The sequence below is a fragment of the Cohaesibacter sp. CAU 1516 genome (genome assembly GCF_005771485.1).
Classification (GTDB): domain Bacteria; phylum Pseudomonadota; class Alphaproteobacteria; order Rhizobiales; family Cohaesibacteraceae; genus Cohaesibacter; species Cohaesibacter intestini.
The window spans coordinates 792,397-815,998 of sequence record NZ_VANT01000001.1 but is presented as its reverse complement, the minus strand read 5'-3'; the positions used below and the strand labels follow the sequence as shown (position 1 = coordinate 815,998).

Annotated in this window: 18 protein-coding genes and 3 tRNA genes; 3 read left to right on the top strand and 18 right to left on the bottom strand. The window is 53.9% G+C overall.

Annotation, left to right across the window (positions count from 1 at the left end; genetic code table 11):
• The 14 genes from tuf (FDK21_RS03700) to FDK21_RS03630 form a co-directional block, all read right to left on the bottom strand.
• Entirely contained in the window at positions 1 to 1,191 is a 1,191-nt protein-coding gene (gene tuf / locus FDK21_RS03700) for an elongation factor Tu (protein WP_114009121.1), read from the bottom strand.
• Between the two features lie 48 nt (positions 1,192 to 1,239).
• Positions 1,240 to 3,315, bottom strand: a complete 2,076-nt coding sequence (gene fusA / locus FDK21_RS03695; RefSeq protein WP_138147549.1) for an elongation factor G — start codon at positions 3,313 to 3,315, stop codon at positions 1,240 to 1,242.
• 18 nt (positions 3,316 to 3,333) lie between these two features.
• Complete coding sequence (gene rpsG / locus FDK21_RS03690; protein ID WP_114009123.1) at positions 3,334 to 3,804, bottom strand: 30S ribosomal protein S7; 471 nt, start codon at positions 3,802 to 3,804, stop codon at positions 3,334 to 3,336.
• Positions 3,805 to 3,828: 24 nt separating this feature from the next.
• On the bottom strand, positions 3,829 to 4,200 hold the full coding sequence (rpsL, locus tag FDK21_RS03685; RefSeq protein ID WP_114009124.1) for a 30S ribosomal protein S12: 372 nt from the start codon (positions 4,198 to 4,200) through the stop codon (positions 3,829 to 3,831).
• Between the two features lie 546 nt (positions 4,201 to 4,746).
• A complete protein-coding gene (rpoC, locus tag FDK21_RS03675) occupies positions 4,747 to 8,955 on the bottom strand; it encodes a DNA-directed RNA polymerase subunit beta' (RefSeq protein WP_138147548.1) in 4,209 nt (1,402 codons plus the stop codon).
• Between the two features lie 90 nt (positions 8,956 to 9,045).
• A complete protein-coding gene (gene rpoB / locus FDK21_RS03670; protein ID WP_114009126.1) occupies positions 9,046 to 13,188 on the bottom strand; it encodes a DNA-directed RNA polymerase subunit beta in 4,143 nt (1,380 codons plus the stop codon).
• A gap of 156 nt (positions 13,189 to 13,344) precedes the next feature.
• The gene (gene rplL / locus FDK21_RS03665) at positions 13,345 to 13,716 is read right to left on the bottom strand and encodes a 50S ribosomal protein L7/L12 (protein ID WP_114009127.1); all 372 of its coding nucleotides are present in this window, start codon (positions 13,714 to 13,716) and stop codon (positions 13,345 to 13,347) included.
• Between the two features lie 54 nt (positions 13,717 to 13,770).
• Positions 13,771 to 14,289 carry a 50S ribosomal protein L10 gene (rplJ, locus tag FDK21_RS03660; protein ID WP_114009128.1) on the bottom strand — a complete coding sequence of 173 codons (519 nt, stop codon included), beginning with the start codon at positions 14,287 to 14,289 and terminating at the stop codon, positions 13,771 to 13,773.
• Between the two features lie 335 nt (positions 14,290 to 14,624).
• Positions 14,625 to 15,317 carry a 50S ribosomal protein L1 gene (rplA, locus tag FDK21_RS03655; protein ID WP_138147547.1) on the bottom strand — a complete coding sequence of 231 codons (693 nt, stop codon included), beginning with the start codon at positions 15,315 to 15,317 and terminating at the stop codon, positions 14,625 to 14,627.
• Positions 15,318 to 15,323: 6 nt separating this feature from the next.
• The gene (rplK, locus tag FDK21_RS03650) at positions 15,324 to 15,752 is read right to left on the bottom strand and encodes a 50S ribosomal protein L11 (RefSeq protein ID WP_114009130.1); all 429 of its coding nucleotides are present in this window, start codon (positions 15,750 to 15,752) and stop codon (positions 15,324 to 15,326) included.
• 108 nt (positions 15,753 to 15,860) lie between these two features.
• The gene (nusG, locus tag FDK21_RS03645; RefSeq protein ID WP_114009131.1) at positions 15,861 to 16,397 is read right to left on the bottom strand and encodes a transcription termination/antitermination protein NusG; all 537 of its coding nucleotides are present in this window, start codon (positions 16,395 to 16,397) and stop codon (positions 15,861 to 15,863) included.
• Between the two features lie 6 nt (positions 16,398 to 16,403).
• On the bottom strand, positions 16,404 to 16,601 hold the full coding sequence (secE, locus tag FDK21_RS03640; RefSeq protein ID WP_114009132.1) for a preprotein translocase subunit SecE: 198 nt from the start codon (positions 16,599 to 16,601) through the stop codon (positions 16,404 to 16,406).
• A 98-nt stretch (positions 16,602 to 16,699) separates the two neighbouring features.
• A tRNA-Trp gene (locus FDK21_RS03635) sits at positions 16,700 to 16,775 on the bottom strand.
• A 197-nt stretch (positions 16,776 to 16,972) separates the two neighbouring features.
• Entirely contained in the window at positions 16,973 to 17,917 is a 945-nt protein-coding gene (locus FDK21_RS03630) for a ribose-phosphate diphosphokinase (RefSeq protein ID WP_114009133.1), read from the bottom strand.
• 326 nt (positions 17,918 to 18,243) lie between these two features.
• On the opposite strand from FDK21_RS03630, the gene FDK21_RS03625 reads away from it, so the two are divergent.
• Together FDK21_RS03625 and FDK21_RS03620 are read left to right on the top strand one after the other, a co-directional pair.
• A complete protein-coding gene (locus FDK21_RS03625) occupies positions 18,244 to 19,275 on the top strand; it encodes a 3-oxoacyl-[acyl-carrier-protein] synthase III C-terminal domain-containing protein (protein ID WP_138147546.1) in 1,032 nt (343 codons plus the stop codon).
• A 64-nt stretch (positions 19,276 to 19,339) separates the two neighbouring features.
• On the top strand, positions 19,340 to 20,191 hold the full coding sequence (locus FDK21_RS03620) for a class I SAM-dependent methyltransferase (RefSeq protein WP_138147545.1): 852 nt from the start codon (positions 19,340 to 19,342) through the stop codon (positions 20,189 to 20,191).
• Positions 20,192 to 20,252: 61 nt separating this feature from the next.
• Here the strand turns inward: FDK21_RS03620 and tuf (FDK21_RS03615) are convergent, their stop codons facing one another.
• From tuf (FDK21_RS03615) to FDK21_RS03605, 3 genes are all read right to left on the bottom strand, one after another.
• Positions 20,253 to 21,443: an elongation factor Tu gene (tuf, locus tag FDK21_RS03615; RefSeq protein ID WP_114009121.1), complete on the bottom strand. Its 1,191-nt coding sequence runs from the start codon at positions 21,441 to 21,443 to the stop codon at positions 20,253 to 20,255.
• A 156-nt stretch (positions 21,444 to 21,599) separates the two neighbouring features.
• Positions 21,600 to 21,673 (bottom strand) — tRNA-Gly (locus FDK21_RS03610).
• A 20-nt stretch (positions 21,674 to 21,693) separates the two neighbouring features.
• Positions 21,694 to 21,778, bottom strand: a tRNA-Tyr gene (locus tag FDK21_RS03605).
• Between the two features lie 398 nt (positions 21,779 to 22,176).
• Here FDK21_RS03605 and FDK21_RS03600 point away from each other — a divergent pair.
• A complete protein-coding gene (locus FDK21_RS03600; RefSeq protein WP_138147544.1) occupies positions 22,177 to 23,016 on the top strand; it encodes an RNA methyltransferase in 840 nt (279 codons plus the stop codon).
• A 90-nt stretch (positions 23,017 to 23,106) separates the two neighbouring features.
• On the opposite strand, the gene FDK21_RS03595 is transcribed toward FDK21_RS03600, so the two are convergent.
• Positions 23,107 to 23,490, bottom strand: a complete 384-nt coding sequence (locus FDK21_RS03595) for a hypothetical protein (protein WP_138147543.1) — start codon at positions 23,488 to 23,490, stop codon at positions 23,107 to 23,109.
• Positions 23,491 to 23,602 lie beyond the last annotated feature (112 nt).

Genomic DNA, 23,602 nt, shown 5'->3' with positions numbered 1-23,602 from the left:
TTACTCGACGATAGAGCCGACGATGCCGGCGCCTACGGTACGACCACCTTCGCGGATAGCGAAGCGCAGTTTTTCTTCCATGGCGATTGGCACGATCAGCTCGACATTCATCTCGACGTTATCGCCAGGCATAACCATCTCGGTACCTTCGTTCAGGGTAACAACACCCGTCACGTCAGTGGTACGGAAATAGAACTGAGGACGATAGTTGGTGAAGAATGGGGTATGACGACCGCCTTCTTCTTTCGTCAGGATGTAGGCTTCTGCCTTGAACTTGGTATGCGGGTTCACAGAACCCGGCTTGCAGAGAACCTGACCACGCTCAACTTCTTCACGCTTGGTACCGCGCAGAAGAACACCAACGTTGTCGCCTGCTTCACCGCTATCAAGCAGCTTGCGGAACATTTCAACACCGGTACAGGTGGTTTTCTGGGTGTCCTTGATGCCGACGATTTCAATCTCGTCACCAACATGAACTTTACCACGCTCAACACGACCGGTCACAACCGTACCACGGCCAGAGATCGAGAACACGTCCTCGATTGGCAGCAGGAACGGAAGGTCAACTGGACGATCCGGCGTTGGGATATAGTCATCAACCGCAGCCATCAGTTCCTTGATGGAATCACGGCCAATCGCTGCATCACGGTTTTCAACCGCAGCAAGAGCAGAGCCTTTAACGATAGGAATATCGTCGCCTGGGAACTCGTAGGAGTCCAGCAGCTCGCGCACTTCCATTTCAACCAGCTCAAGCAGCTCTTCGTCGTCAACCTGGTCAACTTTGTTCAGGTAAACAACCAGAGCAGGCACGCCAACCTGACGAGCAAGCAGGATGTGCTCACGGGTCTGTGGCATCGGGCCATCGGCTGCGGAGCAAACCAGAATAGCGCCGTCCATCTGAGCCGCACCGGTGATCATGTTTTTCACATAGTCAGCGTGGCCTGGGCAGTCAACGTGGGCATAGTGACGGTTCTCGGTCTCATACTCAACGTGAGCAGTCGAGATCGTGATACCACGTGCACGCTCTTCTGGCGCACCGTCAATCTCGTCATAAGCCTTGGCAGTTGCACCACCAACTTCCGCAAGGGTCATGGTGATTGCTGCAGTCAGGGTGGTTTTACCATGGTCAACGTGACCAATCGTGCCGATGTTTACATGCGGCTTATTACGTTCAAACTTTTCCTTAGCCATAGGAAAGTCTCCATTCTCAAAATTACAAAAAGTGCGACGATGTGAGGTTTAGGCGTATTTCGCCTGAACCTCGTCTGCAACTGCCTGCGGCACTTGTGAGTAGTGATCGAACACCATCGAATACTGCGCGCGACCCTGTGACATGGAACGAAGATTGTTCACATAGCCAAACATGTTCGCCAGCGGCACCATGGCGCTGATAACGGTAACAACACCGCGTGCTTCAGTTCCGGAGATCTGACCACGACGGGAGTTAATGTCGCCGATGATGTCGCCCATATAGTCTTCAGGGGTTACAACTTCGACTTTCATCATTGGTTCGAGCAGTTTCGGACCTGCCTTCTGGCAACCTTCACGGAAACCGGCACGAGCAGCAATCTCAAAGGCCAAAACGCTGGAGTCAACGTCGTGGTAGGCACCGTCGATCAGCTCGACCTTGATGTCTACCATTGGGAAGCCAGCAATCGGACCTGCGGTCATGACAGACTGGATACCCTTTTCAACGCCAGGGATGTATTCTTTCGGAATAGCACCACCAACGATCGAAGACTTGAACTCGAAACCGGCACCAGGCTCGTTTGGACCGATGACCATCTTCACGCGACCGAACTGACCGGTACCACCGGACTGTTTCTTATGCGTGTAGTCGACGGTTTCTTCACGGCCGATGGTTTCACGGTAAGCAACCTGAGGTGCACCGATATTCGCCTCAACCTTGAATTCGCGCTTCATGCGGTCAACGAGAATGTCCAGATGAAGTTCACCCATGCCAGCCATGATGGTCTGACCGGATTCTTCATCGGTTTTCACGCGGAAGGACGGATCCTCAGCAGCCAGACGATTGAGCGCGAGGCCCATTTTCTCCTGGTCAGCCTTGGTTTTCGGCTCAACAGCGATCTCGATAACCGGATCAGGGAATTCCATACGCTCGAGAATAACAGGACGCAGCGGATCACACAGGGTGTCACCGGTGGTGGTATCCTTCAGACCAGCAATAGCAACAATGTCGCCAGCGCAAGCCTGCTTGATGTCTTCACGAGAGTTGGAATGCATCTGAAGCATACGACCAACGCGCTCGCGCTTCTCTTTCACGGTGTTCAATACAGAAGACCCTGCATCGAGCGTACCGGAATAGATGCGGCAGAAGGTCAGAGAGCCAACAAACGGGTCGTTCATGATCTTGAACGCCAGCATGGAGAATGGCTCGTCATCAGAAGCAGGACGCGTGGTCTCTTCTTCGGTTTTAACATCGATGCCTTTAATGGCAGCAATTTCGACCGGGCTAGGAAGATAGTCCACAACAGCGTCAAGCAGAGGCTGAACGCCTTTGTTCTTGAACGCGGTGCCACAGAGGATCGGAACAACGAGGTTTTCGATGGTGCACTTACGGATCAGCGACATCAGTTTCTCGGTGGATGGCTCTTCACCTTCGAGGTAAGCTTCCATAGCTTCTTCGTCGGATTCAACAACCGCTTCAACGAGCAACTCACGATATTCGGCAGCCTGATCTGCGAGGTCGGCAGGGATCTCGCCGATCTCGAATTTTGCGCCAAGCGATTCTTCCAGCCAGACGATGGATTTCATCTGAACCAGATCGATCACACCGGTAAATTCACTTTCGGAGCCAATTGGCAGCTGCAGGCACAGAGGAACTGCACCCAGGCGCTCTTTGACCATTTCAACGCAGCGGAAGAAGTCGGCACCAAGCTTATCCATCTTGTTGACGAAGATCATCCGTGGAACGTGATATTTGTCTGCCTGACGCCAAACGGTTTCAGTCTGAGGCTCAACACCAGCGTTGGCATCGAGTGCACAGACAGCACCATCGAGCACACGCAGAGAACGCTCAACTTCAATGGTGAAGTCAACGTGGCCCGGAGTATCGATGATGTTCAGGCGTTTTTCCCGCCAGAAACAGGTGGTAGCAGCGGAGGTAATCGTGATGCCACGTTCCTGCTCCTGCTCCATCCAGTCCATGGTGGCTGCACCATCATGAACTTCGCCAATCTTGTGGCTTTTACCAGTGTAGTAGAGGATACGCTCAGTAGTCGTCGTCTTACCAGCATCAATGTGTGCCATGATGCCGAAGTTACGATAATCCTCAATCTTGTGGCTGCGTGCCATGACTTCGCCCCTAAAGGTTTACCAGCGATAATGCGAGAAGGCACGGTTGGCTTCCGCCATACGGTGCGTATCTTCGCGTTTCTTGACTGCAGAGCCGCGGTTGTTGAATGCATCCAGAAGCTCGCCGGACAGACGATCAATCATGGTGCGTTCGTTACGATTGCGGGCCGCTGCAATGATCCAACGGATAGCCAGGGCCTGCTTGCGCTCTGTACGAACATCAACAGGAACCTGATAAGTCGCACCACCAACACGGCGGGAGCGAACTTCTACGGCAGGCATCACATTTTCCAGAGCAGTGTGGAACACTTCAACTGGGTTCTGCTTCAGCTTGCCTTCAACAGCATCGAGTGCACCGTAAACAATCCGTTCGGAAACAGATTTCTTACCGTCCAGCATGATGCTGTTCATGAATTTGGAAATCACGATATCACCGAACTTAGGATCCGGGTTGATAACGCGTTTTTCTGCACTATGGCGACGTGACATGTGACCAAAACTCCAATAAGCGGCTTATTTAGGCCGCTTCGCGCCATATTTGGAACGACGCTGCTTGCGGTCTTTAACTCCCTGGGTATCGAGCACACCACGAAGGATGTGATAACGAACACCAGGCAAGTCTTTCACGCGACCGCCGCGGATCATCACAACGGAGTGTTCCTGAAGGTTATGACCCTCACCGGGGATATAACCAATCACTTCGAAACCGTTGGTCAGGCGAACCTTGGCAACCTTACGCAGAGCCGAGTTAGGCTTCTTAGGCGTAGTGGTATAGACGCGCGTACAAACACCCCGCTTCTGGGGGCAGGCCTCCATGGCCGGAACTTTATTGCGCTTTACCGGCATTTTGCGCGGCTTGCGAATAAGCTGGTTAATGGTTGGCATTTAAGTGTGCCTTTCAGATCTCTCTGAACTTGAACATTCCCCAACGAAAAAATCGCCGGAAACAGTTCTCATTACCAAAATGCACCGTCCGCACGCACAAAAGCGCACCATCGCGCGACTCTTGCCGCGAACGGCGCTGTGAAAACCAGAGGATTACGGCATGAGCCGCAATCATGAGCCAGTCAATCTCAGCTTCATTAAGACGAACAGCGTTTAGGCGGTCGTTCATCGAAAACGTGGCGTCTTCGAAAGTGAGCACTTACGGCCTGTTCGAGAAGTGGCGCGAAACTACTCTGTAGATTTCATTCCGTCAACCCCCCTCGCAAAGATTCCCGGACTTCTGCGAACGGCATGTTAACGACCCCATTTCCTGCGAAAATTGCACAATATTCAGCACAATATATCACACTTAGTACTAAGGCACGGAAATGACTCGATTCTTCCCCAACCACCCAATGATAAGCCTAAGGAATCGCCAGTCAAAAGGCCAAAAGAAAAGGCCGCTCCAATTGAAGCGGCCTTTCAAAGATTCGAGTGAATCGCTGCTTATTCAGCAGGCTCCACTGGATCACTTGCACTGGTGGTCAGCTGCGGGGTCGACGTCAAAGACTGTGCCCGCTGCTTTTCTTCCAGGATCAGATCATCGCGATGGGTCGCAACCCGACGCAGACCCGACATCACACGACCGGTACCGGCCGGGATCAAGCGACCAACGATCACGTTCTCTTTCAGGCCTTCGAGCGTATCGATCTTACCCTGAACAGATGCCTCTGTCAGCACGCGGGTGGTTTCCTGGAACGAAGCTGCCGAAATGAAGGAACGGGTCTGCAGCGAGGCTTTGGTAATACCCAGCAGGACAGGCTTGCCCTTGGCTGGTTCCTTGCCTTCTGCGAGGAGACGTTCATTCTCTTCCGCAAATTCAAGACGATCAACCTGCTCATTATGCAGGAAGTAGCTATCGCCCTGATCTTCGATTTCAACCTTCTGCAACATCTGACGCACAATCACTTCGATATGCTTGTCGTTGATGCCCACACCCTGAAGACGATAGACGTCCTGGATCTCGTTGACGAGATAGTCAGCCAGAGCAGCAACGCCCTTCACTGCCAGAATGTCATGCGGTGCCGGGTTGCCATCGAGGATATACTCACCCTTTTCGATCTGGTCACCATCCTGAAGATGGAACGGCCGACCTTTCGGGATCAGATATTCGATCGGCTCGGCGCCTTCTGCGTGTGGCTCCAGAATGATGCGACGCTTGTTCTTGTAGTCGCGACCAAAGCGGATGGTGCCATCGGTATCGGCGATGACCGCATGATCCTTCGGACGACGGGCTTCAAACAGTTCGGCAACACGAGGCAGACCACCGGTAATGTCTTTCGTTTTGGCGCTTTCCATAGGAACACGAGCCAGAACGTCACCGGCAGAAATCTTGTTGCCCGGCTGCACCGACAAAATGGCATCGACCTGCAACAGATAACGCGCATCACCACCACGTGGCAGGGTACGCATTGCTCCGTTGGAGTCACGCACAGTGATGGCTGGTTTCAGCTCCGCAGACCGCGGATTCGAACGCCAGTCGATCACGACACGCTTGGTGATACCGGTCGACTCATCGGTTGCTTCGCTGACCGAAAGGCCTTCTGCAACATCCTCAAAGTCGACAACACCGTCAACCTCACTGAGAACCGGACGGGTATATGGATCCCATTCGGCCAGACGCTGACCCGGCTTGACCTTATCACCATCATCCACATGCAGATGCGAACCATAGGCTAGTTTGTTGACCGAGCGTTCGTTGCCTTCCTCATCAATGATGACAATGGCGACGGTACGACCAAGTGCAACAAGCTTACCATCGGAATCGCGGGCCACGTTGCGGTTACGGATCTGAATCGTGCCTTCGAAGTTGGACTCGATGAAGGAACTGTCAACCACCTGTGCCGTACCACCGATATGGAAGGTACGCATGGTCAACTGGGTTCCGGGCTCCCCGATCGACTGAGCGGCAATAACACCAACCGCTTCACCGATATTGACTTCGGTGCCGCGTGCAAGGTCACGCCCGTAACAAGCCGCACAAACACCGTTGCGCGAGTTACAGGTCAGAACCGAGCGAACCTTGATGGACTGCAGACCACAGGTCTCGATTTCGTCCAGATGCTCTTCTGAAATGATCTCGTTTTTAGGAACGATCACTTCACCAGTCTTGGGATTGACAACATCAGCAGCAGCGGTACGGCCACGGGTACGAACACCCAGTGACGCAACGATCTGGCCAGCATCGACAATCGCCTGCACATCGAGACCTTCCTCGGACCCACAATCACGCTCGGTGATGATGGAATCCTGAGCAACGTCCACCAGACGACGGGTCAGGTAACCGGAGTTTGCCGTTTTCAGAGCCGTATCGGCCAGACCCTTACGGGCACCGTGGGTGGAGTTAAAGTACTCCATCACGGTCAGGCCTTCTTTAAAGTTCGAAATGATCGGCGTTTCGATGATCTCACCCGACGGCTTGGCCATCAGACCACGCATACCGGCAAGCTGTTTCATCTGGGCTGGCGAACCACGGGCACCGGAGTGGGCCATCATGTAAACAGAGTTCATCTGTTTCTGGCGTCCGGTTTCCTCGTCAAATTCAACCGCCTTAATGCGCTTCATCATTTCATCAGCAACACGGTCGGTACATTTCGCCCAGGCATCAACAACCTTGTTGTATTTCTCGCCCTGCGTGATCAGACCATCGTTATATTGCTGCTCAAATTCCTTTGCCATGGTCGAAGTCGACTCAATCAGCCCCGCCTTGGTGTCAGGAATAACCATATCATCCATGCCGAACGAAATACCGGCGCGGAACGCGCGATTGAAGCCCAGCCCCATGATCTTGTCACAGAAGATGACCGTTTCCTTCTGACCGCAATGGCGGTAGACGGTATAGATCATCTTGGAGATGTCCTTCTTGGTCATCAGCTTGTTGCAGACGTCGTAGGACACATTGTGGCTGCGTGGCAGCAATTCACCGATCAGCATGCGGCCCGGGGTGGTCTCGTGGATTTCCGAGACAGGATTGCCCTGCTCATCAACCGTTTTGAACCGGCCCTTGACTTTGGCATGCAGCGTAACAGCTTTGGTTTCCAGCGCGTGATGCAACTCGCCGATATCGGAGAACAACATCCCCTCACCCGGCTCATTGTCATTCATGATCGAGAGATAATACAGACCAAGCACGATATCCTGCGAAGGCACGATGATCGGGTCACCGTTGGCCGGATGCAGAATGTTGTTGGTCGACATCATCAGAACGCGCGCTTCAAGCTGTGCTTCGAGGGACAGAGGCACGTGAACGGCCATCTGGTCACCGTCAAAGTCGGCGTTGAACGCGGAACAGACCAGCGGATGCAGCTGAATCGCCTTGCCTTCAATCAGGGTCGGCTCGAAAGCCTGAATGCCCAGACGGTGAAGGGTCGGTGCGCGGTTCAGCATCACCGGATGTTCGCGAATAACCTCATCGAGGATATCCCACACTTCCGGCTTGCCCTTCTCGACGAGCTTCTTGGCCTGCTTGACCGTGGTCGAGTAGCCCTTGGCGTCAAGACGCGAATAGATGAATGGCTTGAACAGCTCCAGTGCCATTTTCTTCGGCAGACCGCACTGGTGCAGCTTCAGTTCAGGACCAACAACGATAACCGAACGACCGGAATAGTCGACGCGTTTACCCAGCAGGTTCTGACGGAAACGACCATGCTTACCCTTGAGCATGTCGGACAGGGATTTCAGCGGACGCTTGTTGGCACCGGTGATCACACGACCGCGACGACCGTTATCGAAAAGCGCATCAACGGATTCCTGCAGCATGCGCTTTTCGTTCCGGATGATGATATCCGGCGCACGCAACTCCATCAGACGCTTCAGACGGTTGTTACGGTTGATCACACGACGATAAAGATCGTTCAAATCAGACGTAGCAAAGCGGCCACCATCCAGCGGCACCAAGGGACGCAGGTCCGGTGGAATCACGGGAACGATCGTCATGATCATCCATTCCGGACGGTTGCCGGATTCGATGAAGGCTTCAACGATCTTCAAACGCTTGGCCAGCTTGATTGGCTTCAGTGTCGAGGTGCTTTCAGCGATTTCCTGACGCAGTTTCTCGGACAGCTGTTCAAGATCGAGCGACGCCAGAATCTCGCGGATTGCTTCCGCCCCGATCATCGCCGTGAAAGTATCTTCGCCATACTCGTCCTGAGCAATGACATGTTCTTCCTCGGTCAGCAGCTGATATTCCTTCAGCGGTGTCAGACCCGGCTCAACGACGATGTAATTCTCGAAGTAGAGAACGCGCTCAAGATCCTTCAGCGTCATATCCAGCAGCTGGCCAATGCGCGATGGCAGAGACTTCAGGAACCAGATATGCGCAACGGGAGCAGCCAGTTCGATGTGGCCCATCCGCTCACGGCGCACGCGCGAAAGGGTTACTTCCACACCGCACTTCTCGCAGATGATGCCTTTGTATTTCATGCGCTTATATTTGCCGCACAAGCACTCATAGTCCTTGATTGGGCCAAAGATGCGCGCGCAGAACAGACCATCGCGTTCAGGCTTGAACGTACGATAGTTGATCGTTTCAGGCTTCTTGATCTCGCCAAATGACCAACTGAGAATTTTCTCAGGGCTCGCGATGGACACGCGGATCTGGTCAAAGGTCTGGGCCTGAGCCTGCGGACTGAAAAGATTCATGACCTCTTGGTTCATGGTGTCTCCTCTTTACGGGTTGACGGACCGCGGTTTTCCTCCGCGATCCGTTCCGAAAATGATGCCTCGGTTTGTGGGTTCGGGCGCTGCTTATTCAGCAGCGTCCGCAGGCGGCGTATCGTTCGGTTCCAGATCGAGCAGGCGCTGGCTGTCTTCCAGCTCCATATTCAGACCAAGGGACCGGATCTCCTTGACAAGGACGTTGAAGCTTTCCGGAATACCGGCTTCGAAGGTATCATCCCCCCGAACGATTGCTTCATAGACCTTTGTACGGCCAGCCACGTCATCCGACTTGACGGTGAGCATTTCCTGCAAGGTGTAGGCGGCGCCATACGCTTCCAGCGCCCAGACCTCCATCTCACCGAAACGCTGACCACCAAACTGGGCCTTACCACCAAGCGGCTGCTGGGTAACGAGGCTGTATGGGCCAATCGAACGACCGTGGATCTTGTCATCGACCAGATGGTGCAGCTTCAGCATGTAGATGTAGCCAACCGTCACTGGACGGTCGAACTGATCACCGGTACGGCCATCAAACAGGGTCGACTGCCCTGAACTGTGAAGCCCGGCTTTCTCAAGCATCTCCACAACATCAGGCTCATGGGCACCATCGAAGACCGGAGTCGCGATGGATACGCCTTTACGCAGCTGCTCAGCCATCCGCGCAACGCTATCGTCGTCATGCTCCTTGACGTCAAGATTCTTGCCATTGTCATGGTAGACGCTGTCAAGCTCCAGACGCAAAGGCTCAATGTTGCCCGATTTGCGATACTCATCATACATCTTGCCGATCTTGCGACCCATACCGGCGCAGGCCCAACCCAGATGGGTTTCAAGGATCTGACCGACATTCATGCGTGACGGAACGCCCAGAGGGTTCAGCACGATGTCAACATGGGTACCATCTTCCAGATATGGCATATCTTCGATAGGCACGATGCGGGAAACCACACCCTTGTTGCCGTGACGACCGGCCATTTTGTCACCTGGCTGGATCTTACGCTTGATCGCGATAAAGACCTTGGCCATTTTCATGACGCCCGGTGGCAGCTCGTCCCCGCGCTGCAGCTTCTCGACCTTGTCGATGAAACGCTGCTCGAGGCGCTTGCGGCTGTCGTCATACTGGTTGCGAAGTGCTTCCACTTCACCCATCAGCTTTTCGTCTTCGGAGGCAAACAGCCACCACTGGCTACGAGGATACTCAGCCATTTCCGCATGGGTAATGGTGGTGTCCTTCTTGAAGCCTTTCGGACCGGTAGAGCCGACGTGACCATTGAGCATGTCAGCCAGACGGCCATAGACGTTGCGATCCAGGATCGCTTGCTCATCGTCACGGTCTTTTGCAAGACGTTCGATCTCTTCACGCTCGATGGACATCGCGCGCTCGTCCTTGTCGATGCCGTGCCGGTTGAAGACACGAACCTCAACAACAGTACCGAACGTGCCCGGAGGCATGCGCAAGGAGGTATCACGCACGTCGGAAGCCTTCTCACCGAAGATGGCACGCAGAAGTTTTTCTTCCGGCGTCATCGGGCTTTCACCCTTCGGCGTGATCTTGCCGACGAGAATGTCGCCCGGCTTCACTTCCGCACCAATATAGGTGATGCCTGCCTCGTCGAGATTTTTCAGCGATTCTTCCGATACGTTCGGAATATCACGGGTGATCTCTTCAGGGCCAAGCTTGGTATCGCGGGCCATCACTTCAAATTCTTCGATGTGAACCGAAGTGAAGACGTCTTCTTTCACGATACGCTCGGAGAGCAGGATCGAATCCTCGAAGTTGTAACCATTCCATGGCATGAAGGCCACAAGCACGTTGCGACCCAGTGCCAGATCGCCCAGATCGGTCGATGGACCGTCCGCGATGATCTCGCCCTTCTGAACGAAGTCACCAACGGAGACCAGCGGACGCTGGTTGATGCAGGTGGACTGGTTCGAACGCTGGAACTTGGCCAGACGATAGATGTCAACGCCAGACTTGCTTGGATCGAGCTCTTCGGTTGCCCGGATAACGATACGGGTCGCATCGACCTGATCGACAATACCGGTCCGGGTAGCCGCAATTGCTGCACCAGAATCGCGCGCCACGATCGGCTCCATGCCAGTCCCCACGAATGGGGCTTCGGCACGAACCAGCGGCACAGCCTGACGCTGCATGTTCGATCCCATCAGTGCGCGGTTGGCGTCATCGTTCTCGAGGAACGGAATGAGCGCCGCGGCGACTGATACGAGCTGTTTTGGCGACACGTCCATAAAGTCAACGCGCTCAACCGGCACCATCATCACATCGCCAGCGTGACGGCAAATGACGGTTTCGTCAACAAAGCCACCTTCAGCGGTCAGTTCGATGTTGGCCTGTGCCACATAGTGCTTGGCTTCTTCCATGGCGGAGAGGTAAACCACTTCGCCAGTCACGCGACCATCCTTGACCTTGCGGTAAGGAGACTCGATGAAGCCATATTTGTTGACACGGGCAAAGGTCGCCAGCGAGTTGATCAGACCAATGTTCGGACCTTCCGGCGTTTCAATCGGGCAGATACGACCATAGTGCGTTGGATGCACGTCGCGAACCTCAAAGCCCGCACGCTCACGGGTCAGACCACCTGGGCCCAACGCGGAGAGACGACGCTTGTGAGTGATCTCGGACAGCGGGTTGTTCTGGTCCATGAACTGCGACAGCTGCGAAGAGCCGAAGAATTCACGCACAGCAGCAGCAGCCGGCTTGGCGTTGATCAGATCCTGAGGCATCACGGTATCGATCTCGATCGAGGACATACGTTCCTTGATCGCGCGCTCCATACGCAGCAGACCGATGCGATACTGGTTTTCCATCAATTCGCCAACGGAACGAACACGACGGTTGCCAAGGTTATCGATGTCGTCAATCTCGCCCTTGCCGTCACGCAGATCAAGCAAAGTACGAATGACTTCGACAATGTCTTCCTTACGCAGAATACGAACGGTGTCTTCGACATCCAGATCCATGCGCATATTCATCTTCACGCGACCAACCGCGGACAGATCATAGCGCTCTGCATCAAAGAACAGCGACTGGAACATTGCTTCCGCGGTTTCGATGGTAGGCGGTTCACCCGGACGCATCACGCGGTAGATGTCAAACAGAGCCGATTCACGATCGGAGTTCTTGTCAACCGACAGAGTGTTGCGGATGTATGCACCAACGGTGACGTGGTCGATATTCAGAACAGACACGTCCTCGAAACCGGATTCTTTCAGAGTTGCGAGGATTTTCTCGTCAATCTCGTCACCCGCTTCGGCGAAGATCTCACCAGTGGTGTAGGACACAGCATCTTCAGACAGGTACTTGCCATACAGGTCTTCGTCCTCGACCTTGAGGAACTTCAGGCCACCATCAACCAGTTTGCGGATTTGACGGGCGGTCAGCTTTTTGCCGCCTTCAAAGACCACTTCACCGGTTTCCGCATCCACCATATCGCGTTCTGGCTTGGTGCCTTTGACTTCATCGCCCTTGAAGGCGACGCGCCAGGCATTGTCACTACGCTGATAGTTGACGGCGTTATAATAGGTGTCGAGAATTTCCTCGGTGTCGAGACCAAGAGCATAAAGCAGGCTGGATACCGGGATCTTGCGCCGACGGTCGATACGGGCATAGACGATATCCTTGGCATCAAACTCGATGTCGAGCCAGGAACCACGATAAGGAATGATGCGCGCAGCGAACAGAAGCTTGCCCGAAGAATGGCTTTTGCCTTTGTCATGATCGAAAAAGACGCCCGGGGAACGGTGCATCTGAGACACAATCACGCGCTCGGTGCCATTGACAATGAAGGTACCCTTGTCCGTCATGAGCGGCATGTCGCCCATATAGACATCTTGTTCTTTGATGTCTTTAACAGACTTGGCACCGGTATCCTCATCCACTTCGAAGACAATCAGACGCAGGGTCAGCTTCAGTGGGGCCGAATAGGTCATACCGCGCAGGCGGCATTCCTCGGTGTCATATTTGGGAGCCTCAAATTCGTAGCGCACGAACTCAAGCTGAGCCGTTCCCGAGAAGTCCGTAATCGGGAAAACAGACGAAAAGACCGCCTGAAGACCCTCATCGAAGCGTCCGGAGGCGGGTTCATCTACTTGCAGGAATTGGTCATATGAAGCCTTCTGTACTTCGATAAGATTTGGCATTTCTGCCACTTCTTTAATATGACCAAAGTATTTTCTTAGCTTTTTGCGACCAGAAAACGTCTGAGCCATCGTCGCTCCTCGTATCGCTCTGTGGGCGGTTGGCCAAAAAGCCCGTCACAGGATTGTGCAGGCTCTTGAGAAAAACGCCCAATTAAAAATTGGACACCTGATTTTGGGCGAATTCCGGAGGAGTGATTCCCCCGGAATTCATCATAAGGATAAACCTTATTTCAGTTCGACGGTAGCACCAGCAGCTTCGAGCTTTGCTTTCAGCTCTTCTGCTTCTGCTTTGTCTACGCCTTCTTTGACAGCTTTCGGAGCACCTTCTACCAGCTCTTTGGCTTCTTTGAGGCCAAGACCGGTGATGCCACGAACTTCTTTGATGACGTTGATTTTCTTGTCGCCAGCAGAAGCCAGGACTACGTCAAATTCGGTTTTCTCTTCAGCAGCTTCAGCAGCTGGGCCAGCAGCAGCGGCAACAGCAACAGGAGCAGCAGCAGAAACGCCCCACTTCTCTTCAAGCATGGTGGACAGCTCAGCAGCTTCCATAACGGTGAGGGTAGAGAGTTCTTCTACGAGCTTTTCAAGATCAGCCATCGTATTGTTTCCTATTGGTACGAACCTAGATTTCTAAATGTTTCGAGAACGGCCTTATGCCGCTTCGTCCTTCTTGGCATATGCGCCGAATACACGCGCGAGCTGTCCGCCCGGAGCCTGCAGAACCTGAGCAACTTTGGTCGCCGGTGCCTGAATGACACCGATGATCTTGCCGCGCAGTTCGTCCAGCGATGGCATGGTTGCAAGTGCATTCACGCCCGCGGTATCGAGTACGGTGGTTCCCATGGCACCGCCCAGAATAACGAGTTTGTCGTTTTTCTTGGCGAATTCAGAGGCCACCTTCGGTGCTGAAACCGGATCGCCAGAGGTGGCGATAACGGTCTGACCCTTGAACAGGTCAGCGAGTGGTTCAGCGTCCGTGCCTTGAAGAGCGAGCTTGACAAGACGGTTCTTGGCAACCTGCACCGTGACACCTGCATCACGCGCTTGACTACGAAGCGCGGTCATTTCGGCGACGGTGAGGCCAGCATAGTGAGCAACGACCACCACTTCCGCGCTGTTCAGCGTTTCATGCAGGGACGCGACAAGCTCTTGCTTTTCCGCTCTATCCAATGCCTTCTCTCCAGTTACCGGCCCATGTTCGAGACAAAAGCCGGAGGTTACACTTGACCAGATCACGCTTATCAATAGCGGTAAGGAGACCTGGCGCGAAGGGACCTGTCCTCCTTGCCGCCTCGATGCACGAGAGTGGCAAGCATAGGTTCGAACCAACAGACAAAATCCTTTGTCATATCAGTCCACCCCATCTGTGCAGGATATTAAGCGTCACACCAAAAGCGATCGGCCCCCACAGTCTTGGACAGGCGTCTGACAGGGTCATCAGATGACCACAACCAGACATCCCCCCGATCGGAATCGGAGGGAATCAAGTTTGACTTCTAATCGGTTTATTCGACAGAAGCAAGATCTACGCGCACACCTGGCCCCATTGTGGAGGACAGGGACAGCTTTTTCATGTAGGTGCCTTTGGCGCCCGATGGCTTTGCCTTGGAAACCGCAGCGACGAACGCCTTGATATTTTCAACAATGGCAGCTTCTTCGAAGCTTACTTTGCCAACGCCGCCATGAATGATACCGGCTTTCTCAACGCGGAATTCTACAGAACCACCTTTGGAATCCTTCACAGCCTGAGCAACGTCAGGGGTAACGGTACCAACTTTTGGGTTCGGCATCATGCCGCGTGGGCCGAGCACTTTACCAAGACGACCAACCAGAGGCATCATGTCAGGGGTTGCAATGCAGCGATCAAAGTTGATCTTGCCGCCCTGCACTTCCTGTACAAGCTCTTCTGCACCAACGATATCAGCGCCAGCGGCTTTTGCTTCTTCGGCTTTGTCGCCACGAGCAAAAACAGCAACCTTGACGGTTTTACCGGTACCGGCTGGCAGCTGACACACACCACGAACCATCTGGTCGGCATGGCGAGGGTCAACACCAAGATTCAGGGAAACCTCAACGGTCTCGTCGAACTTGGCACTGGCAGCACCCTTGATGGCCTTGACCGCTTCCTCGAGGGAGTAAGTGGCGTTGGCGTCGATTTTTTCGCGCGCGGCGCGAACACGTTTACCTAGATTAGCCATATCGAATTACCCCACGACCTCAAAGCCCATCGCGCGGGCGGTGCCTTCAATCTGCAACATCGCAGCTTCGATGTCGTTGGCGTTCAGATCTTTCATTTTCGCTTCCGCGATTTCTTTGACCTGATCCTTGGTGACCTTGCCACCAACGTCGCGACCCGGAGCAGAAGAACCCTTCTGTACCTTTGCAGCCTTCTTCAGGAAATAGGACGCTGGAGGCGTCTTCATTTCGAAGGTGAAGGATTTATCCTGGAAAATGGTGATGATGACCGGAACCGGTGCATTCTTTTCCATTTCCTGCGTCTTGGCGTTGAACGCCTTGCAGAATTCCATGATGTTCAGGCCGCGCTGACCAAGAGCAGGACCGATTGGCGGCGACGGGTTAGCCGCACCAGCAGGCACCTGCAGCTTCAGGTAGCCTTGAATCTTCTTTGCCATAGTATCTTTCCCCTACATCCGTAGATGTATGCGTTAGACATGAGAAAGGCGCGCGGTTGGATGGACTGCTTGGCAAACAGACCAATCTCCCGCACGCATGAGAAATAATCAGAGCTTGTCGACCTGATTATATTCGAGCTCGACAGGGGTCGCGCGACCAAAGATCGACACGGTCACCTTCAGACGTGCACGTTCTTCGTCCACTTCTTCCACGAGCCCGTTGAAGGAGGCAAACGGGCCATCGGAAACCCGAACCTGCTCGCCCACTTCGAAACTGATGGTTGGCATCGGCTTGTCGACACCTTCCTCTACCTGGGACAACAGACGCTCAGCCTCAGCATTGGAGATTGGCATAGGTTTGTTGTCGGATCCCAGAAAGCCGGTAACTTTCGGCGTATTCTTGATCAGGTGATAAGCATCATCCGTCATCGCCATTTTCACCAGAACGTAACCCGGGAAAAACTTGCGCTCGGATTCAACCTTGCGGCCGCGCCGGACTTCAACGAACTTTTCAGTCGGAACCAGCACTTCCTCGAAAAGGTCAGCCAAACCGGTCTGCTCCGCCTTAAGGCGAATATCATCGGCGACTTTCTTTTCAAAATTCGAGTAGGCGTGAACGATATACCAACGCTTTGCTTTTGACATCTTGGCTTATCCTCCCAAGCCCAGAATGTAACTCACACCAAAGCTCATCACCTGGTCAGCAAGCAAGAAGAACAGAGAGGCAAGTGCTACCATCACGAAAACCATCAAGGTGGTAACCAGAGTCTCTTTCTGCGTCGGCCATGTAACCTTGGCTGCTTCAGAACGCACTTGCTGCAAAAAGGTAAAAGGATTGGTCTTGGCCATATAACCGCTCACATATAATAACGCGCGAAACAGGTTCCGCGCGTTCAAAAGATTCTCACCATATATAGTATCTTCTGCACGAAGATCAAGCACGAAAATGGCAGGGGCGGAGGGACTCGAACCCCCGACCCTCGGTTTTGGAGACCGATGCTCTACCAGCTGAGCTACACCCCTACTTCCGTGTCACTCAGTGAAAACCAAGTTGGTGACTACCTATTGAACTTCTCTGCCCACCGCAAGGCCAAATTCTAAAAAAAGTGCAAAACATCAACAACTGATGACAAAAGGATGACCATCTCGAATCCGACATTCCTGCGAAAACGAGTGAAACATCTCACTTTCCCGTAGAGCCCACCACCGCGTTAAAGCGCTCAGAGAAATAAATCCGAGACAGACGCCCCATTGTGGATCGACTCAATCGCCTTCGCAAACATCTCTGACACGGTGCAAATTTCTATCTTTTCGGTCTTCTCGGTCGCCAGAATGGGCAAACTGTCGGTTGCCACCAGAGAACGAATGGGAGAATCGGCAATGCGCGCCACGGCTTGACCAGACAGAACCGGATGCACCACCGCCGCCTCAACGGACAAGGCACCGCGATCCAGAACAAATTTCGCCGCTTCGATCAAGGTGCCGCCACTCGCCACCTCATCATCAATGATCAGGGCATGTTTGCCCTTCACATCGCCGATCATGTGAACGGCGCGCGGCTTTTCATCATCTCCATAGCGGCGCTTGTCGACGATGGCGATCGGCAGATTGAGACGGTTGGCATAACCGCCAATCTCTTTCGCCTCCCCCACATCGCCAGCCACAAGAACATAATTGTCGAGATTCCGCGTCTGTTTGAGATAGTCGCACAGCAAAGGTTCAGCCTTCAGTTGATCCACCGGAAAGCGGAAAAAACCCTGCACCTGTGGCGCATGGAGATCCATCGTCAACACCCGATCTGCCCCTGCCGTCTCCAATAGATCAGCCATCAAACGGGCTGTCACCGAGATACGCGGTTGATCCTTCTTGTCAGAACGGGAATACGGGAAATAGGGAATGACGGCCGTGATGCGCCGGGCCGACGCATGCTTCAAGGCATCGATGGTGATCAGCAGCTCAAGGATTCCGTCTGATACCGGTGGACTGGAGGGCTGGATGACAAAGACATCCGCTTCTCGCACATTCTCCATGATCTGAACCAGAATATTCTCGTTAGAGAATTTCACCACCCGGCTTTCGCATTGCCGAATACCCAGATGGTCGCATATTCTGGTGGTGAACTCCGGATGAGCCGTTCCCCCAATGATCCGAATGTCGTTGCGCATGGCCAATCCTTCCGCTCATTGACTGGTCTGGTCTAAACATCTTCAGATAGGCCCTATCGCCGCTCACAGCCAGAGTCAAGCAAACACGCCAGCCAAGCCCTTCCGGGCTTGATGCTACATGCGTAGCTCTAACAAATCATCGCATTTGATGGAACTCTGGAAGGGTCGGCGAAAGCTCGAGTGGAGCGCCATAGGCTCCTGACGCCAACATATGGGCCCCTTCTGGCAATCTCCGGCCATCAGCCAGATGATCAATCTGCGCCTCAACTGATCAAGCGACCATCGACAACCGATCGGCCTGCGCGGACAAGGGGGGAGTCCCGAGCATGAAATTCCACGCCATCAAGCACGCTGTGCCCGAGCTTGTCATCGACAATGATCAGGCCCTGATGATGTTTCGTGACCGCAATCACGGCCACTTTTCCGAACAAGACCTTGATGAAATGGAGCGGAAAATTCGCGCGGGCCTTGAGTTGACCGGCATCAAGAAGCGTCATATCACGCCCCCCGGCCTGCCCGTCGGCCATCTCGTACTGGATGCGGCCCGCCGCGCCATGCAGGAGGCGGACACAGCGCCCGAGGATATTGATCTGGTGCTCTATGTCGGCATCGGCCGTGGCTGGCTGGAACCTGCCATGGCAAGCTGGGTTCAACATGAACTCGGACTGACCAAGGCAACCGGCTTTGACATTCTCGATGCCTGCGCCAGCTGGATGCGTGGCCTCGACACCGCCCAGGCCTTTCTGGAACAAGGTCATTTCAAAAGGGTGTTGCTGGTCAACAGCGAAGCAGGCATGAGCGCCTTCGCCAATCTTTCGCTCACCAACACAACAATGATGGAACAGGCCTTTGCCATTTTCACGGTCGGCGAAGCCGCCACCGCCACCATCCTGAGCAACGCAAATCCCGAAAAGCCACATATCCGCCTGCGCTCATTTCCCGAAGGCTTTGATTGGTGCCTCATTCCCCTGAGCAATGCCGCCTGCTATGCCCCCGACACAATAGGGAAGCTCGATCCGGGTCGTTTCTATGCAGCATCAGACAAGATTGTCAGCACATCCATCCGCCGCATCGTTCAGACCTATCGCTCGGATGACCATTTCAATCATGGGGCCTATGACATTTTCTTCTCGCACTCCGCCAGTGGCAAGGCCATCGAGATCATTGCCGCGCAACTGGGTCTGCCAATCGAAAAATATGTCAGCACTCACGAAGAATACGGCAACACGTCCAGCGCCTCCATTCCTCTCGCCATGAGCCTTGCCTTGGAAAAGGGCCAGCTCAAACGAGGTGACCGCGCCCTCGCAGTGGTTGGCAGCGCAGGCGTGACCATCGGCCTCGCGAGTTTCACCTTCTAGCCTCGCCGGCCAAAGCCAGAACACTCACCCACTGGGCAGCACAGCATTTTGTGAGAAGAAACCGATGGCAAGCACAGCAGAAGTTCGCAATCATTATGACACGCCAGCCGCTTTGTTCGAACTATTCCTGGACGATCACTATTTATCCTACAGCGCAGGACAATGGCAGGATCATGATGATCTTGAGACCGCACAAACGCGCAATCTGACAGCAATCACGCACACCATAGCTCTGGACGCAGACAAATCCGTTTTGGATATCGGCTGTGGCTGGGGTGCCTTCACCTGCCAATGCCTCGAGCAGGCGACACACGCCCACTATCTTGGCCTGACACCCAGCCCCGCCCAGATCGCTTATATCAAGCACCGCTTTCCCAATCATCCCGCACTGCGGGAAACCACTTGGCAAAGCTACGCACAGAATGGTCAGCGCTTCGACGCACTGGTTGCTCTGGAATCAACCGAACATATTGCCTCCTACAAATCTCGTAGGGATGGCACGGCAATCAAGGAATACAGACACTTTTTCCAAAGCTGTGCCGAGCTGTCAAAGGATCACGCTCCCCTCTATCTTCAGACATCTGCCGTTCAACGCCTCCCGCGCACACGTGCCGAGTTGAAAGACTGGAACTTCTTACTGCACGCGGTCTTTGCCGGTTCGGCCCTTCCCGACCTGCCCATTCTGGAGCAGGCAAGCGGCAGCAGCCACGCCATCACGCAATGTGACTGGAATGCGGAGGATTATATCAAGACACTGCAAGCATGGTGCAAACGCCTGAGAAGCAACGAAGATGCCTTCATCACCAAATTCGGGCAAAGGCAGTATCACTTTTATCAAACCTATCTGGAGAGCTGCATTCGACTGTTTGATAGTGGGATAGCCAACCTGCTACGCCTCCGGCTGGAAAAGAAGTAGGCAACAAAAAAGCCCCGCTCTGCTGAGCGGGGCTTCTCAAGAATTCTGATGTTCGCGAGACTTACTCGACGATAGAGCCGACGATGCCGGCGCCTACGGTACGACCACCTTCGCGGATAGCGAAGCGCAGTTTTTCTTCCATGGCGATTGGCACGATCAGCTCGACATTCATCTCGACGTTATCGCCAGGCATAACCATCTCGGTACCTTCGTTCAGGGTAACAACACCCGTCACGTCAGTGGTACGGAAATAGAACTGAGGACGATAGTTGGTGAAGAATGGGGTATGACGACCGCCTTCTTCTTTCGTCAGGATGTAGGCTTCTGCCTTGAACTTGGTATGCGGGTTCACAGAACCCGGCTTGCAGAGAACCTGACCACGCTCAACTTCTTCACGCTTGGTACCGCGCAGAAGAACACCAACGTTGTCGCCTGCTTCACCGCTATCAAGCAGCTTGCGGAACATTTCAACACCGGTACAGGTGGTTTTCTGGGTGTCCTTGATGCCGACGATTTCAATCTCGTCACCAACATGAACTTTACCACGCTCAACACGACCGGTCACAACCGTACCACGGCCAGAGATCGAGAACACGTCCTCGATTGGCAGCAGGAACGGAAGGTCAACTGGACGATCCGGCGTTGGGATATAGTCATCAACCGCAGCCATCAGTTCCTTGATGGAATCACGGCCAATCGCTGCATCACGGTTTTCAACCGCAGCAAGAGCAGAGCCTTTAACGATAGGAATATCGTCGCCTGGGAACTCGTAGGAGTCCAGCAGCTCGCGCACTTCCATTTCAACCAGCTCAAGCAGCTCTTCGTCGTCAACCTGGTCAACCTTGTTCAGGTAAACAACCAGAGCAGGCACGCCAACCTGACGGGCAAGCAGGATGTGCTCACGGGTCTGTGGCATCGGGCCATCGGCTGCGGAGCAAACCAGAATAGCGCCGTCCATCTGAGCCGCACCGGTGATCATGTTTTTCACATAGTCAGCGTGGCCTGGGCAGTCAACGTGGGCATAGTGACGGTTCTCGGTCTCATACTCAACGTGAGCAGTCGAGATCGTGATACCACGTGCACGCTCTTCTGGCGCACCGTCAATCTCGTCATAAGCCTTGGCAGTTGCACCACCAACTTCCGCAAGGGTCATGGTGATTGCTGCAGTCAGGGTGGTTTTACCATGGTCAACGTGACCAATCGTGCCGATGTTTACATGCGGCTTATTACGTTCAAACTTTTCCTTAGCCATGGAAACAGCTCTCGTCGTCTTCAGGCCAATCGAGTTGGCTCACTTCAGCGCAAAAGGGAAGCAACTCTTCTCTGCAAGAAGCCGCAAACCCGGTTCAACACAAAAAGACCGTATTGGAAGGAAATTCGAGCCGACCTGATCGATAGCTGGAGACGGTGGAGCGGGTGAAGGGAATCGAACCCTCGTCATCAGCTTGGAAGGCTGTTGCTCTACCATTGAGCTACACCCGCGCGAGACTACAAGATGAAGATGGTGGAGGAGGCTGGATTCGAACCAGCGTACGCTAAGCGAACGGATTTACAGTCCGTCTCCTTTAACCACTCGGACACTCCTCCAAGCTTCATCTTCCTGTCCCTGCGAACAGGATGGTCTCGAAAAGCCCGCCAAGTCGCGGTCAGTTCGTGAGCGGCTTTATGCAAAACCACATGAGCGAAGTCAACACGCATTTTATCATTTTTGTGGGTATTCCCTTTTTCCTCTTCTGCCTTGGGGATATTTCCGGGCAAATCTCAAATACGATCAAAGACTAAGGACGTATGTGACAAAAATTCCCCGCTCGCTTCTCCAGTCTCTGGCACAGGGTCAAACAGCACCGCACCACGCCGACACCATCCTCCATCTTGTTGCGATGAAACAGCCTCCCACGGAAAGGGGATCACAAAAAGAAAGGGAAAGACCACAAAAGCACTGCTTTTCACTTGTTCTTTGCCAAAAATGCGCCATAACTCGGCCCATGACAAAAAATCGCTCCCAAAAACAGAAAAAGGCTCGGCAGGCAGCGCAAGCCAATGCCGCAAGCCGCCAAAAGCGCCGGCCGCAGGACGATCAGGCGCGCATTTTCGGCATTCATGCGGTTGCCAGCGCAATCGCCAATGAAGAGCGCGAATTGATCCGCCTGCATGCAACCACAAATGCGCAGGCCCGTCTGGTTGACGAGATTCGCAAGATCGGCGGCAACCCGGCCCGTCTCGATGGTCTGGTGGAAACCGCCAATCCCAAGGATATCGACCTTCTGGCTCGCGACGCCGTGCATCAGGGCGCCGTCCTGATCGCCCATCCCCTGCCCCCACTCGACATTTCCGATATTTTCAATCACCAGCTGGTTGTGGTGCTCGATCAGATCACCGATCCGCACAATGTCGGCGCGATTATCCGCTCCTGCGTGGCACTGGGCGCCGAAGCCATCGTCATGACCGGTCGCCACAGCCCTGAAGAATCGGGTGTGCTGGCCAAGACAGCTTCAGGTGGTCTCGACATGATCTCTATGGTCACTGTGCCCAACCTGGCACGAGCCCTCGATGATCTGGCTGATAACGGCTTTGATGTGATTGGTTTTGATTCCGAGGAAAGCCAGCCGTTCGAGACCATCATCAGCGAACAGGATGACAAGCGTCCAATGGCTTTGGTCTTTGGCTCGGAAGGCAAGGGCCTCAGACGCCTCAGCCGCGAGAAATGCACCGCCCTCGCCCGCCTCGACATGCCCGGCCCGATCAAGAGCCTCAATGTCTCCAACGCCGTGGCCATGACCCTCTATGCGGTCATGCTGAAACGTCAGGGACTGTTCACGCGTTGAGGGCAACGACAGACAACCAAATCAATAAAGGCAGGGCCAGAAACAGCCCTGCCTTTTGTTTTTCCAATTGTCTTTGCCAGTTGGCGCCTCTTACGGACAGACGCGGAAAACCCGATGCTTGCCGCGATATTTGCTCCCCATCGTGTCAAAGGGCTGCAAACAGGCAGACGCCTGACCGACGGTCCGCGTGCGCGTGAATGTCATCCCCTCATGCACCCGTACCGCACGATAGCGAACGGCATAATGCCTGTGGCCCGATGTATGAGGATTCACGGTGATATATTCTGGATAGATGTAAGATCTTGACTTCTTGTCCCAATGTGCCGGCACGAAAATCCGGTGCCCAGCCTTGTTGCTCTCAATGAGACTGGTCTTTTTCTTGCCCCAATAGCCAGCCTCGGCAGAGGCGACCATATTGGAAAAGGCAAAACCAGCGACAGACACAGCCATCGCCGCCAACAATAACTTATTCATTACGCTACTCCCCGAGGGCTTTTTGAAAACAGTCTTATCATCCCCCGGTTGCAGCTTAACACTTTATTAGTATTTTGCCTAATACGAACCAAAAATGGTTACGCCCAAGCTT

Bases quoted from the DNA above. Each gene is read 5' to 3' on its own strand.
- secE (WP_114009132.1), bottom strand. From the start codon at position 16,601: ATGGCCAAGACCAATCCTTTTACCTTTTTGCAGCAAGTGCGTTCTGAA.
- rpoB (WP_114009126.1), bottom strand. From the start codon at position 13,188: ATGGCTCAGACGTTTTCTGGTCGCAAAAAGCTAAGAAAATACTTTGGT.
- FDK21_RS03600 (WP_138147544.1), top strand. From the start codon at position 22,177: ATGACAAAAAATCGCTCCCAAAAACAGAAAAAGGCTCGGCAGGCAGCG.
- nusG (WP_114009131.1), bottom strand. From the start codon at position 16,397: ATGTCAAAAGCAAAGCGTTGGTATATCGTTCACGCCTACTCGAATTTT.
- FDK21_RS03630 (WP_114009133.1), bottom strand. From the start codon at position 17,917: ATGCGCAACGACATTCGGATCATTGGGGGAACGGCTCATCCGGAGTTC.
- FDK21_RS03595 (WP_138147543.1), bottom strand. From the start codon at position 23,490: ATGAATAAGTTATTGTTGGCGGCGATGGCTGTGTCTGTCGCTGGTTTT.
- tuf (WP_114009121.1), bottom strand. From the start codon at position 1,191: ATGGCTAAGGAAAAGTTTGAACGTAATAAGCCGCATGTAAACATCGGC.
- rpsL (WP_114009124.1), bottom strand. From the start codon at position 4,200: ATGCCAACCATTAACCAGCTTATTCGCAAGCCGCGCAAAATGCCGGTA.
- FDK21_RS03620 (WP_138147545.1), top strand. From the start codon at position 19,340: ATGGCAAGCACAGCAGAAGTTCGCAATCATTATGACACGCCAGCCGCT.
- fusA (WP_138147549.1), bottom strand. From the start codon at position 3,315: ATGGCACGCAGCCACAAGATTGAGGATTATCGTAACTTCGGCATCATG.
- rpoC (WP_138147548.1), bottom strand. From the start codon at position 8,955: ATGAACCAAGAGGTCATGAATCTTTTCAGTCCGCAGGCTCAGGCCCAG.
- rplK (WP_114009130.1), bottom strand. From the start codon at position 15,752: ATGGCAAAGAAGATTCAAGGCTACCTGAAGCTGCAGGTGCCTGCTGGT.
- rpsG (WP_114009123.1), bottom strand. From the start codon at position 3,804: ATGTCACGTCGCCATAGTGCAGAAAAACGCGTTATCAACCCGGATCCT.
- rplL (WP_114009127.1), bottom strand. From the start codon at position 13,716: ATGGCTGATCTTGAAAAGCTCGTAGAAGAACTCTCTACCCTCACCGTT.
- FDK21_RS03625 (WP_138147546.1), top strand. From the start codon at position 18,244: ATGAAATTCCACGCCATCAAGCACGCTGTGCCCGAGCTTGTCATCGAC.
- tuf (WP_114009121.1), bottom strand. From the start codon at position 21,443: ATGGCTAAGGAAAAGTTTGAACGTAATAAGCCGCATGTAAACATCGGC.
- rplA (WP_138147547.1), bottom strand. From the start codon at position 15,317: ATGGCTAATCTAGGTAAACGTGTTCGCGCCGCGCGCGAAAAAATCGAC.